We start from the raw sequence: 13,330 nt of genomic DNA, 5'->3' as shown, positions 1-13,330 counted from the left end.
CCTCGAAATAGGCTTCACCAGATTATTACCAAATTTTAACCCGGACTCCGGCGGGCGGACTCGACAGGTTAGCGAAAGCGCGGTCTAACAACGCTTCCTTTCTGTTGTAACCAACGGGTTTCCGATGAAGTCTCGTCTCCTCGCTACGGTAGGCCTGGCCGCCGCGCTTCTTTTCCCTGCGCTTTCAGTTCAGGCGCAGGACAAGCAACCTTTCACCTATGACGACCTTGTGTCGATGCAGCGCCTGTCGGGCCTGACGGTGAACAAGGCGGAGACTCACGCCGCTTTTCAGGTGCGCACGCTGAACGCCGAAAAGACCAAGGGCGTCAACACCCTGTGGCTGAGCGACCTCAAGACCGGCACCTCAAAACCGCTGAGCGCAGCGTCGAAGGGCGGGGCCCTGTCGCCGCAGTGGGGGGCCGATGGCGCGCTCTACTTCCTGTCGGCGCGTTCGGGTTCGATGCAGGTGTGGAAGACCGATCTCAACGACGCCGAAGCGGTGCAGGTGACCAAGTTGCCGCTGGATGTCGGGTCGTACAAGCTGTCGCCGGACGGCAAGGGGCTGGTCCTGTCGCTGGCGATCGAGGAGTCGTGCCAGACCGAAGAGATCGACTGTACGCTGAAGGTGCAGGCCGAAAAGAAGGCCGACAAGTCCACCGGCGTCATCTATGACCGTCTGTTCGTGCGGCATTGGGACACCTGGGCCGACGGGACGCGCAACCACCTGTTCTACGTGCCGCTGAGCGGCGGCGCAGCCGTGTCGCTGACCGCTGGGGTCGATGGCGACGTGCCGTCCAAGCCGTTCGGCGACGAGGCGGAATACAGCGTCTCGCCCGATGGAAAGACTGTCTATTACTCGGTGCGTATCGCCGGCAAGGACGAGCCGCGTTCGACCAATTTCGACATCTATAAGGTCGATATCGCCAACCCATCCACCCAGATCAACCTGACCGAGGCCAACAAGGCCTGGGATACCGGGGCCGAGGTATCGCCAGACGGCAAGTGGCTGGCCTATCGCGCCATGAAGCGTCCGGGCTTTGAAGCCGATCAGTTTGAAATCTTCCTGCGCAATCTGGCCACCGGCGAAACGAAGCAGATCGCCGCCGACTGGGACCGCTCGGCCGACAGCCTGAAATGGGCCGCCGATGGCAAGAGCCTCTTCGTCGTCGCCGGTGACGTGGGCAAGACACCGCTGTTCCGCGTCGAAATCGCCTCGGGCCAGGTGACGCCCCTGTCGAAAGGCGGCCATATGGACGCCTACGTCCCGCTGAAAGATCGCTTTGTCTTTGCCAAGAGCGGGCTCGACTATCCGTCGCAACTGTTTGTGTCCAAACCGAAAGCCAAACTGATTGATGACGGGGCCACCGCGCTCACCACCATCAATCAGCCGGTGCTGCAAAACCGCGCCTTCGGGGCGTTCGAGCAGTTTGCCTTCAAGGGCTGGAACGACGAAACCGTGCATGGGTATATCGTCAAGCCCGCCAACTATGTCGAAGGCAAAAAGTACCCCGTGGCCTTCCTGATCCACGGTGGGCCGCAGGGCTCGTTCGGCGAAAGCTGGTCCTATCGCTGGAACCCTCAGGCCTATGCCGGAGCGGGCTATGCGGTCATTATGATCGACTTCCACGGTTCAACCGGTTACGGGCAGGCCTTTACCGACGCCATCAGCCAGCACTGGGGCGACCGCCCGCTGGAAGACCTGCAAAAGGGCTATGCCTACGCCCTGTCGAAATACAGCTTCCTCGATAAGGACAATGCCTGTGCGCTGGGGGCCTCCTATGGCGGCTTCATGATCAACTGGATCGCCTCGCAGTGGAAGGCCCCGTGGAAGTGCCTGGTCAATCACGACGGCCTGTTTGACAACCGTTCGATGGGCTATGCCACCGAAGAACTGTGGTTCTCGGAGTGGGAAAACGGCGGCAGCGTCTATGACAAACCGGAGAACTACGACAAGTTCAATCCGGCTTTGCACGCCAAGGACTGGTCGGTGCCGATGCTGGTCATCCACTCCGATCAGGACTTCCGCGTCATCCCGGAACAGGGCATCGGCACCTTCACGGCGCTTCAGATGAATGGCGTGAAGTCGAAGTTCCTGCGCTTCCCGGATGAAAACCACTGGGTGCTGAAACCGCAGAACTCCCTGAAATGGCACAAGACGGTGTTTGACTGGCTGGACGAACATACGAAGGCGAAATGATGCTGACGCGGCGGGGTATTGTGATGGGCGGGGCCGGTCTGTGCCTCGCCGGCTGCTCTGAAAAGGTCAATCAGGCCATCGGTCTGGGCCAGCGCCTGATGGAGATTCAGAAACGCCACGGTGGCCGGGTGGGCGTCAGCGTCCGCACCGGCACCGCCGTCGTTCAGGGGGACACCGCCGCAGACGGCAGCCTGAATATCAATTCCAGTGAGCGCTTCGCCCTCTGTTCGACCTTCAAATGGGTGCTGGCAGCGGCCATCCTTAAGGCGGTGGATGAGGGTAAACTCTCCGTCGCGCAGGAAATCCGCTACAGCAAGGCCGACCTGCTCGACCATTCGCCGGTGACGGAAAAGCACGTCGCCAAGGGCCGCCTGACCGTTGGCGACTTGTGTTCCGCGGCGGTGGCTGTCTCCGACAATGCCGCCGCCAACCTCTTGCTACCTCTGATCGGCGGTCCGGCCGGGCTGACGGCCTTTGTGCGCGGGCTGGGCGACACGGTGACCCGCCTTGATCGCAACGAGCCCGAACTGAACAGCAATATCGAGGGCGATGAACGCGACACCACCACACCAGACGCCATGAGCAGCCTGCTGCGCACGGTGTTTACCGGCGCGGTGCTGCAACCCCAAAGCCTGTCTCTGCTGCGTGACTGGATGGTGGCCACTGTGACGGGCCCCGACATGATTCCTGCGGGCGTTCCGAAGGGGTGGACGGTCGGGCACAAGACGGGACGCGGGGCCAATGGGGCGGTCAATGACGTGGCCGTGCTGTGGCCCAGCGGGGGGCAGCCGCCGATCTTCCTGTCGATCTATACCACTGGCGGTACCTTGGATGACAAGGCGCGCAATGCTGTCGTGGCCGACATCACGCGGCTGGTCATAGATACGCTGGCCTTTGCCGAAAGCCTCGACAGCGAGAGCGCTTCATCATAGAGCGCAATCCGATAAAGTGGGCACCACTTTTGGCTTCGCCGAACTTCGTTTCGGAAAGAATTGCGCGAAAACAAAAATTTAGAGCCATGAGACGGCTCAGTTGAGCCGACGAATGCTCTAAACCCTTCCCCGTCATCGGGAGGAGGGGGTATAGAGGCCCATGAAACACGAACTGTCCCTGCCCGAAGTCCTGTCGCAGATCGAAAAGACGGTGAAGCCGCAATTCGGCAAGGGGCAGGTGGCCGACTATATCCCGGAACTGGCGACCGTCGATCCGAAGAAGTTCGGCATGGCCGTGCGTACCGTCTCAGGACAGGAATACGTCATTGGCGACGGCGACGAACCCTTTTCGGCGCAGTCGGTCACCAAGCTGTTTGCGCTGGGGATTGCGCTCAATCGCATAGGCGATGAGGTGTGGACGCGGGTGGGTAAGGAGCCGTCGGGAACGCCCTTCAACTACCTGTCGCAGCTTGAGCACGAGGCCGGGTTTCCGCGTAATCCGTTTATCAATGCCGGGGCGCTGGCCGTGGTCGATATGCTGCTCAAAGGCACGCGACGGCCGGACCTGACGGTGCGCGACTATATGGGGTTCCTGTGCCAGAACGCCCTGACCATAGATGAGGCCGTGGCGCGCTCAGAAATCGAGACGGCGCATAAGAACCGTGCCATTGCCCATCTGATGAAGGGGGCGGGCACGCTGCATCATGAGGTCGAAACCGTCATCGCGGCCTATTGTCGCCAATGCGCCATTACCCTGTCGTGCCGCGATCTGGCGCGCGCCGCCCTGCCGCTGGCGGCCGGTGGGTTTTCGCCGGTGATCGAAGAGACAGTCTTCCCGGCGCGGCAGGCGCGACGGCTCAATGCCCTGCTGCTGACCTGCGGTGTGTACGACTCGGTGGGGTCGTTCGCCTATCGCGTCGGCTTGCCGGCCAAAAGCGGCGTCGGCGGCGGCATCGTCGCCATTGTGCCGGGACAGGCCGCTATTGCCGTGTGGTCACCGGAACTGGATCGCCACGGCACGTCGGTGGTGGGCTTTGCGGCGTTGGAGGCCTTTAGCCAGATCACCAATTGTTCGGTGCTGTGAGTGGTGGTATAAATTGCTACTCATTCGTACCGGAGATGCCTGATGGCCGATGACAAGCCGCGCGTGGAAAAGGTCAGCATTGCCCTGACGGTCGATATGGCGGCCATGGTGCGCGACGCCGTGGACAGCGGCGAATACGCCTCGGCCAGCGAAGTGGTGCGCGAGGCCCTGCGCGACTGGAAGTACAAGCAGCAGGCCCGCGAACGCCAGATCGCCGAGCTTAAGGCGCTGATCGACGAGGGCGAGCGCAGTGGCTATGCTGAATGGGAAGGAACAGAGGCCATACTGACCAAGGCGCGCCAGCGTGCCGGAAAGTAACGGGATGATCTTCCGTCTTGAGCGCACAGGTCGTTTTGAAGGCGACCTTCTCGATATATGGGATTATGTAGCGGCTGACAGCCAGCGGGCCGCCGACCAGTTGTCCGCGATATCGCTGCCCGTTTTGAGGTTCTGGCGACGTTTCCCAGGTCTGGCCGCCCTGTGCCGGACATTTCAGGGGAACATTACCTGCTGACTCACGACAGCTATCTGATCATCTATCGCGTGGATGAGGCTGCCGGGCGTGTTATCTTGCTGCGTGTGGTTCATGGAGCGCGGGATTGGTTAGCCTTGTTCGGATAACCCCAACCCCTCCCGATAACGCTCAATCTCCGCCAGCTTTTCGTAAAACAGCGACCAGTCGTCATTTTCCGCAATGGGTGTCCACAGGGCTTCGATCTCATCATAAAGCAGGGTCGCCGGGCTGACTTGCGCGAACAGCGGGCGCGACAACTTTGACGTATCGGCGGGGGCGTAGTCCCTGATCAGACGACGAAAATCGGCAGCATCCGGGTGTGTATAGACCTCAGCGCGCGGGCCATTGAGGGCGCGGGCTTCGCTGAGCGGGCCGCCGAACCAGTCAAAGAAAAACCCCTCAAAACTGCCGGGTGTCTTTGCGGCGCTCAACAGGCGGAAGGCGGCCTGCATCAGAGGCGTCTCCGTCTCCATACCCTGCGGGGCAATATTCAGACGGCGGCAGAACTGTGCCGTCATGGCCGTCTGATAACGCTCGGAAAAGGCGTTAAGGCTGTCGATCAGCGGCTGGCTGTCGCCGATCAGGCTGAGGCAGCGCGCCAGTTGCGTCAGGTTCCAGAACACCGCATCGGGTTGCCGCGCATAGGCATAGAGCCCGCCTTCGTCGAAATAGGCGGCCACCAGCCCCGGCTCATAGTGCGGCAGGAAGCGGTAGGGGCCGTAGTCGAAACTTTCGGCCGTAATGTTCATATTATCGGTATTGAGCACGCCGTGCACAAAGCCGGCGCACATCCACTGGGTCGTCAGTTGCGCGGTCTTTGTCACCACGGCATCGAACAGGGCGTGCGTCAGGTCCGGTCCCTGATGCGCGCTGAGGTCGGGATAATAGGTGTCGGCCACATAGCGCACCAGCGCCGTCATGGCCTCGGTTTCGGTGTGATAGGCCAGCCGCTCGAACGTGCCGAAGCGGATGTGCGAATGCGACAGGCGCACCAGCACCGCCGCCCGTGTCGGCGACGGCTCGTCATAGCGGCGCAGGGACTCGCCGGTTTCGATCAGCGAAAAACTCTTCGACGTATGGACGCCCACGGCCTCCAGAAACGCGGTCGCCAGCACCTCGCGCACACCGCCTTTCAGCGTCAGACGGCCGTCGCCGCCGCGCGACCACGGTGTCGTACCGGAACCCTTGGTGCCGAGGTCGAGCAACCGGTCGCGCGCATCGCGCATCTGGGCAAACAGGAAGCCGCGTCCGTCGCCGAGGTCGGGATTGTAGTGGCGGAACTGATGCCCGTGATAGCGCAGGGCCAGCGGTTCGGTCTGATTGTCGGGCAGGGGGGTAAAACGGCCGAAATGCGCGATCCATTCGGCATCGTTCAAACCCTCAAGGCCGACCAAGGTCGCCGCGCGGTCATTGCGGTATCTTAAAACCGTCTTCGGGAAGTCGGCGGCGCGCACCGCATCGACCAGCGGCATGCCAGAGGTCGCAAGGCGCGGATCAGGACGGTATCGGGCGGAAATCGGCATGGAACAGACCGGTTTTGCTTGGGACAGGGCGTCCGGTTTGCTACGGTTCTCCGCAATAGTCGATACCAAACATCACTATTTCGAGCGGAAGGGCACCCTTCCGCTCAAGCCGCCATTGAGGCGGCGGCCAAGGTGGCGGAGCCACCGCCCTGCGAGGGACGTTAGAGCGTATTTCGTTCAAACTGAATCGAAATAACGCTCTAAAATTTTGTTTTAGCGCGCTTTTTTATCCGAAAGTGCGTCACACTTTTCGGAAAGCGCTCTAATGAAATCCCTATCCGGACTTAACCCTCGCATGGCCTTTGACCGTGCCCGCGGAAAAGGAGACCGCCGATGAAGTTCACCCTCGAATTTCTCAAAACCGAAGCCGGTGCTGGCTTCATTCTGGGGCTGTCGGCCCTCATCGCCGTGCTGTGGGCCAATTCGCCGTGGGCGGCGGTCTATTTCGACTTTATCAACGCCCATATTCCGGTGCAGGTCGGTGCCTTTGTCGAAGACAAGTCGGTGCTGAAATGGACGAAGGAAGGCCTGATGGCCATCTTCTTCTTCGTGGTCGGGCTGGAGATCAAGTACGAGATTTTTCGTGGCGAACTGTCGAACCCGAAGAAGCTGGCCCTGCCGGTACTGGGGGCGATTGGCGGCATGGCGGCTCCGGCTCTGGTCTATGTGGCGCTGAATGCGGGTCTGCCTGGCGGCGATCTGCGCGGCTGGTCCGTGCCGATGGCGACTGACATTGCCTTTGCCCTGGCCGTGTTTGCGGTGGTCGGCCGGGGCTTGCCGGACAGCCTGCGCGTCTTCCTGCTGACGCTCGCCATAGTCGATGATCTGGGGGCGGTACTGGTCATTGGCCTGTTCTATTCGTCGGGCATCGACCTGCTCATGTGCCTGTGGATCGCCGCTCTGCTGGCGGTGATAGGGCTGGCCAAATACGCCCTGCGGGATCATGCGCGCGGTCTGAAAGCCGTCTATCTGGTGCTGTTTATCGCCACCTGGGCGCTTAGCCTGAAGGCCGGTCTGGCCACCTCTCTGACGGCGGTGGCGGCGGCGTTTATGGTGACGCTGGACGCCCCGGCGCGCGGCGAAGAAAGTTTGCTCAAAACCATCATGCACGACCTGCATACGCCGGTTTCCTACGGCATCGTGCCCTTCTTTGCCTTCGTGGCGTCCGGGTTTTCGTTCGCGGGCATGAGCTTCGCCTCGCTGGCCGATCCCCGCATGTTGGGCGTGGCGCTGGGGCTGTTTGTCGGCAAACAGGTCGGCGTGTTCGGTCTGGCCTGGCTGGCCATCCGCCTGAAAATCGCCCGTGCGCCCGAAAACAGCGGCTGGGCGGCGCTCTATGGCGTCAGCCTTTTGTGCGGAATCGGCTTCACCATGAGCCTGTTTCTGGGGGCTCTGGCCTTTGCTGACCATGCGGAAAGTGCCCAAAATGCCATAAAGCTTGGTGTAATTACGGGATCGTTACTTTCGGCCTGTGCAGGCGCAATAGTTCTGTCACGTCGCCGCGTCACAAGTTGACGTTTGCGTAACCGTCAATATTTACAGGCCTTTTTGGCCGTTGTGGTGCTACTGCTAACGCCGCGTAAGCCTTGTCAAACAAGGCTTGCGCGGTTTTTTCATGTGCGCTTGCGAGATGAATTTGAAATTGTCTTTGTCCACACATGTGTCATATCATGTCACGTAGCGGACCGTGCCAAGTAAACCCTTGGGCGAGTCTGCATAAAACAACGTCAAAGACAAAACCGGCAAATACAGGGACCGCCGTTTACACTGTAAAATCTTCCCTTGCGGAAGAGGCGGCCTGCTTGACCTAGGGGAAACACATGCGCGTAAAGGCACACACTCACAATCGCTTCTCCCTCAACCGCAAACTGATGGTAACCTGTTCCGGTATGGTCATGGCGCTCAGCGCGGCGTCCGCCCTGACCTCTGTGGCTCAGGCTCAGACCGCTCAGCCTGAGGAAGAGGTTCAGGTCATCACCGTCACCGCCCAGAAGCGCGAACAGTCGCTTCAGGATGTGCCGATCGTGGTCACCACCTTGTCGGCCAAGCTGCTTCAGGACGCCGGTGTCCGGGATATCAAGGACATGCAGGTCCTGACGCCCGGTCTGACCGTCACCTCGACGCAGAACGAAACCCTGACCACCGCCCGTATCCGTGGCGTCGGCACGGTCGGCGACAACCCCGGCATGGAGTCTTCGGTCGGCGTGGTCATCGACGGCGTTTATCGTCCGCGCAATGGCGTCGGCTTTGGCGATCTGGGTGAAATCGGCCGTATCGAAGTGCTGAAGGGGCCGCAGGGCACCCTGTTCGGCAAGAACACCTCGGCCGGCGTTATCAACATCATCACCAAGGAACCGTCGTTTACCTTCGGCATGGACGGCGAAGCCACGGTGTCGAACTATGACGGCAAGGGCGTATCGGCCTCGATCACCGGGCCGCTGTCCGAAGACCTCGTCGCCGGTCGCCTGTTTGTGGCCAAGCGCGAGCGCGGTGGCTTCTACGACGTCAATACCGGCATTGGCCCGCGCGCCCTCAAGGAAGACGCCGATCAGAACTTCTACACGGTTCGCGGTCAGTTGCTGTTCACGCCGGGCGCGCACAAGATCCGCGTCATCGCCGACTATTCGAAGCGTGACGAAAACTGCTGCGCCGTGGTGCAGACCCGTACCGGTCCGACCGGCGCGGCGCTCAACACGCTGACGGGCGGAAACGGCGTGGCGGCGACCGCCAATCCGGAAGCGCGTCTGGCCTATTCCAACCGCCCGACCACGCAGCAGATCATCGATGGCGGTGTCTCGGTCGAAGCCAATATCAAGCTGGACTGGCTCGACTCGACTCTGACCTCGGTCACCGGTGTGCGTAAGTGGAAAAACACCAATGGTCAGGACATCGACTATTCGGGCGCTGACATCCTCTATCGTCGCGATAACGGAGACTTCAAGGCGGACTTCGATACCTTTTCGCAGGAATTGCGTCTGGCCGGTGGCGGTGAAAAGCTCAACTGGCTGGTCGGTGCCTTCTATGCCGACGAAGACCTGAAGCGCACCGACTCCTACGTATATGGCTCGCAATACGAAACCTATCTGTCGATTCTGTTGGCGCAGTCTCTTGGCCTGCCCACCACGACGCCGACGGTTTCGGTCCTGACCGGCCGGGCACCGGGCACCTCCTACACGGCGGGTGAGGGCGCGCTCGACTACTATACGCAGGAGTCGAAGTCGCTGGCCCTGTTCACCAACAATGGCTACAAGTTCACCGACAAGTTCGAGGTCACGATGGGCCTGCGCTATACGCAGGAAACCAAGAAGATGACCGCCATCTACACCAATTCGGATGGGGGTGTCGGTTGCGCCTCGGCCATTGCGCGTTCGGGCCTGATGGGCAATGCCCCGGTGGGCACGTGGGCGGCCATCCCGGCGGCGTCGCGTCCGACCGTGGTCGGCAATATGTGTACCTTCTGGGGCAATGCGGCCTTCAATAACCGCCGCATCGCCAACGAAGTGACCGAGAAGGAATGGTCGGGCACGCTGAAAGGCGCCTACCGCTTTAACGAAAACATCATGGCCTACGCCTCCTACGCCCGTGGTTATAAGGGCGGCGGCTACAACCTCGACCGCGCCCAGACGGGCATCACGCCGGACGCCTCGCTCTACTTCAAGCCGGAGACGGTGGACTCCTACGAAATCGGTCTGAAGACCTCAATGCTGAACAACAAGCTGCTGTTCAACATCACGGCCTTCGATCAGACCTTCCAGGACTTCCAGCTCAACACCTTCCTCGGCACGGCCTTCGTGGTCGAGTCGATCCCGGAGCTGAAATCCAAGGGCTTTGATGCCGATGTCTACTGGTCCACGCCGATCCGCGGTCTGTCGGTGCAGGGCGGCGTCGCCTATGCCGACACCAAGTACGGCAGCTTCAAGGCCTCTGACCTGTCAAACCCGGCACGCTTCCCGCAACTGTCGCTCCTGCCGGGCGCGCGGATGTCCTTCGCCCCGGAATGGACGGGCTCTCTGGCCGTCACCTGGTCGGGCAATATCGCCGAAAACCTGCGCGCAACGGGCAATATCGCTGCCAAGTATTCCTCGGAATACAACACCGGCTCCGACCTGATCCCGTTCAAGATGCAGGACGGCTATACGCTGCTCAATGCCCGCTTCGGCATCGGTGCGCCGGATCAGGCCTGGACGCTGGAATTCTGGGCGCAGAACCTGACCGACGAAACCTATAAGCAGGTCGTCATCAACGCCCCGCTGCAAGGCAATGGCTTCCAGTCCACCCTGCAATCCAATGGCACCTATTACAATCAGGCGCTGGATTCCAACACCTACGACGCCTTTATGGGGCAACCGCGTACCTATGGCGTGACCCTGCGCGTTAAATACTGATCCTCATTTAGAGCGGAATGATTTCTACTGGAATCATTCCGCTCAAGCCGCCATTGAGGCGGCGGCCAAGGTGGCAAAGCCACCGCCCGGCGAGGGGCGAAACAAAATCTAGATCATTATGTTTCTACCAGAAATCATAATGATCTAGGGATCAGCAGAGACAGAGGCTCCGGTGCAAACCGGGGCCTCTTTTTTTGTCGAAGCCTTATATTTTGGCACCCTGGTTGCCGTATTTTCACCCTCTTGTGGGATGCAATATTTCGACAGAACGCCTATATCTGTGTCACAGCCAAAGGAGACCGCTCATGGCCGACAAAGCCCCTGCCGAAGCTATTGCCGAAAAGACCACGCGCTCGATCACCGACGCGCTGGAGTACCTCGAAGACAAGCTGAAGGTGTCGCAGGACACCCGCGACAAGATCAATGGCAGCATAGACCGCCTTCAGGTTATTCTCGAAGAAGCCCGCGATGAGGCCGAAGACAAGACCAAGGTCGTGCGCCGTCAGATCCGCCGGCACCCCGGCACCTCGGTGGCCATTGCCGCCGCCGCCGGTGTGGTCATCGGCCTGCTGTTGTCGCGCCGCGACTGAACCAGCCATAGACATAAACAAACCGCGCCGTTTCAACCGAAGCGGCGCGGTTTTTATTTGCGACGCAAAGACGCGCTCTGTGATGTCTACATGCGGTACTGACCGCTCTCGATCAGGCTCAGGCACTCCGCCGTCAGAGGCTTATAGCCGCTGTCGTCCGTCTTCATCACATAGAGCGGATCGCTGACCCTGGCCGGATCAAAGCCCGCCAGAACAAGGTCCATCTTCTTGTATTTGAAGGTGCCCGTCGTCTCGGCATTTTGCAGCAGACGCACAAAGCGCGGCCGCGCATAGACGGGCAGGTGGCTGTTTACGTGCTGCGCAAAGGCTTCGATCGAGAAGCCTTCGCCAGTGATCAGCGACACCATCCCCGCCTTGCCGTCATAGTGGGGCACGGGCACGCCATAGACGATGGCCTCATCGACGCCTTCGGCACGGGCGCAACATTCGCCCACCTCTGAGGTCGAGACGTTCTCGCCCTTGAAGCGGAAGGTGTCGCCGATACGGTCCACGAAATAGATATAGCCGTCCTTGTCCATCTTCATCAGGTCGCCGGAACGGAACCAGGCGTCGCCCTTTTTGAAGACGTCGCGCATCACCTTCTTCTCGGAGGCCGCCTTGTCGGCATAGCCGGTGTAGAAGTGGCGGGCGTCGGTGCCGATGGCGCCGATGGCTTCGCCGACCTCACCGGGCTTGCACTCAATACACAGACCGTTCGGCCCGCGCACCGGCGTTTCGCTTTCGACATCGAACTGCACCAGCCGGATATTGAAGGCGTTGCGCAAATAAGCCGGCGCGCGGCCAATAGCTCCGGCCTGACCGTCAAAATTGAACAGCGACACATTGCCTTCGGTCGAGCCGTAGAACTCAATGATCACCGGCACATTGAAGCGCGACTTGAATTCGCTCCACACTTCCGGCCGCATGCCGTTGCCGAAAGCGACCTTCAGCCGGTGCTTCGTCTCATCGTCCGGATTGGCCGCCACCGGCGCGTTGACGAGGTAGCGGCACAGTTCCCCAATATAGACGATGTGGGTGCAGTTGAGGCTGCGTACATCGGGCCAGAAGGCCGAGGCCGAGAAGCGCCGCTTGATAACCATGGAGCCGCCGTTGAGCAGCGCCGCGCCCACCCCGCACAGGCCGCCGGTCGAATGGTACAGCGGCAGGGCGTTATACAGGCGGTCTTCCTCGCTCATGTGCGACACGCCGCGGAAGGCTTTCATGTAAAGCTGGGCGCGGGCGTGGGTGATCTTGGCCGCCTTGGGCAGGCCAGTGGTGCCGGAGGTATAGATATACAGCGCCGGGTTATGCGCGACCATGCCCTGACGAATCTTGCGGTCGGGGCGTACCGTGCTGACGCCTTTCAGCGCCTGGGTCAGCGAATGGTGATGCGAGGTTTCGTCACCCGGCGCCAGATCGAGCACAAACACCTCCTGATGGCGGCTCAGGGTGGCTTCGATCTCGCTAAAGGCGGGCAAGGTCGCCGGGTCAACAATCGTCAGGCTGGCCGTTGAGATGTTGATGCAGTGGGCCAGACCCTGACCGGTCAGGGCATTGTTGATCAGGGCGCTGATCACGCCGATCTTGCTCAGCCCGTACCAGATGGGGATGTATTCGAGCCGGTTGGGCAGGAAGACGGCCACCGTATCGCCGGGTTTCAGGCCGCGCGACAAACCCCAGTTGGCCACACGGTTGGCCAGCACGTCCATCTCTGAATAGGTGAGGCTCTTGTCCTCAAACAGCAGGGCGAGGCGCGCCGAATGGCGATCCACCGAGGCTTCGACATCGTCACACACCAGCACGGGTGAGTTTGAGTCTACCTCGCGGATATGGCGCAGCAGCCGCAGCAACCGCTTGATGAAAATGAATTCGCGCATGGCCCTGTCGATCAGGTTCATGGAACGTCTCCGGATACCCTGTGCCTCATGACGTCTATGGTGACGCCTTACGTTTCAGCATATCCCGGAATATGCGTTTCACCAGCATAAAATTGACGTGAACGGAAAGTATTTTCCCTTACCGCAAGGGAAGGCGCTGTTATGTGAGTGCGCGAAAGCGACTGAATTCAGGCAAGGATTCCGGGGTCAGTTGACCCCGGACCCCGG

Annotated in this window: 11 protein-coding genes; 9 read left to right on the top strand and 2 right to left on the bottom strand. The window is 60.6% G+C overall.

What is annotated here, in order from left to right; translation table 11 throughout:
• Positions 1-124: 124 nt before the first annotated feature.
• From Q0072_RS17015 to Q0072_RS21955, 6 genes are all read left to right on the top strand, one after another.
• On the top strand, positions 125-2,197 hold the full coding sequence (locus Q0072_RS17015) for a S9 family peptidase (protein WP_298332685.1): 2,073 nt from the start codon (positions 125-127) through the stop codon (positions 2,195-2,197).
• The gene (gene bla / locus Q0072_RS17010) at positions 2,194-3,129 is read left to right on the top strand and encodes a class A beta-lactamase (RefSeq protein WP_298332682.1); all 936 of its coding nucleotides are present in this window, start codon (positions 2,194-2,196) and stop codon (positions 3,127-3,129) included. The genes Q0072_RS17015 and bla overlap by 4 nt, the downstream gene beginning before the upstream one ends.
• Before the next feature lie 160 nt (positions 3,130-3,289).
• The gene (locus Q0072_RS17005; protein ID WP_298332679.1) at positions 3,290-4,213 is read left to right on the top strand and encodes a glutaminase; all 924 of its coding nucleotides are present in this window, start codon (positions 3,290-3,292) and stop codon (positions 4,211-4,213) included.
• Positions 4,214-4,255: 42 nt separating this feature from the next.
• Entirely contained in the window at positions 4,256-4,531 is a 276-nt protein-coding gene (locus tag Q0072_RS17000) for a type II toxin-antitoxin system ParD family antitoxin (RefSeq protein ID WP_298332676.1), read from the top strand.
• Positions 4,532-4,535: 4 nt separating this feature from the next.
• Complete coding sequence (locus Q0072_RS16995) at positions 4,536-4,727, top strand: hypothetical protein (RefSeq protein WP_298332673.1); 192 nt, start codon at positions 4,536-4,538, stop codon at positions 4,725-4,727.
• Positions 4,643-4,834 (top strand): type II toxin-antitoxin system RelE/ParE family toxin, encoded by a 192-nt coding sequence (locus Q0072_RS21955; RefSeq protein ID WP_366941838.1) that lies wholly within the window; start codon positions 4,643-4,645, stop codon positions 4,832-4,834. The genes Q0072_RS16995 and Q0072_RS21955 overlap by 85 nt, the downstream gene beginning before the upstream one ends.
• Here Q0072_RS21955 and Q0072_RS16990 read toward each other — a convergent pair.
• Positions 4,817-6,250, bottom strand: a complete 1,434-nt coding sequence (locus Q0072_RS16990; protein WP_298332670.1) for a protein adenylyltransferase SelO family protein — start codon at positions 6,248-6,250, stop codon at positions 4,817-4,819. The genes Q0072_RS21955 and Q0072_RS16990 overlap by 18 nt on opposite strands.
• Positions 6,251-6,583: 333 nt before the next feature.
• Between Q0072_RS16990 and nhaA the strand changes: the two genes are divergently transcribed.
• The 3 genes from nhaA to Q0072_RS16975 all read left to right on the top strand — a co-directional run bounded on the left by nhaA (position 6,584) and on the right by Q0072_RS16975 (position 11,225).
• Positions 6,584-7,765, top strand: coding sequence for a Na+/H+ antiporter NhaA (gene nhaA, locus Q0072_RS16985; protein WP_298332667.1), 1,182 nt, complete (start codon positions 6,584-6,586; stop codon positions 7,763-7,765).
• A 305-nt stretch (positions 7,766-8,070) separates the two neighbouring features.
• Complete coding sequence (locus tag Q0072_RS16980) at positions 8,071-10,635, top strand: TonB-dependent receptor (protein WP_298332664.1); 2,565 nt, start codon at positions 8,071-8,073, stop codon at positions 10,633-10,635.
• 305 nt (positions 10,636-10,940) lie between these two features.
• Complete coding sequence (locus Q0072_RS16975; protein WP_013478508.1) at positions 10,941-11,225, top strand: hypothetical protein; 285 nt, start codon at positions 10,941-10,943, stop codon at positions 11,223-11,225.
• An 86-nt stretch (positions 11,226-11,311) separates the two neighbouring features.
• Here Q0072_RS16975 and Q0072_RS16970 read toward each other — a convergent pair whose 3' ends face one another.
• The gene (locus tag Q0072_RS16970) at positions 11,312-13,123 is read right to left on the bottom strand and encodes a long-chain-acyl-CoA synthetase (RefSeq protein ID WP_298332660.1); all 1,812 of its coding nucleotides are present in this window, start codon (positions 13,121-13,123) and stop codon (positions 11,312-11,314) included.
• Positions 13,124-13,330 lie beyond the last annotated feature (207 nt).

The organism is Asticcacaulis sp., assembly GCF_027484505.1.
Classification (GTDB): Bacteria; Pseudomonadota; Alphaproteobacteria; order Caulobacterales; family Caulobacteraceae; genus Asticcacaulis.
Note: the sequence above shows the minus strand (reverse complement) of the source record. Positions and strands in the feature narration are given on the sequence as shown.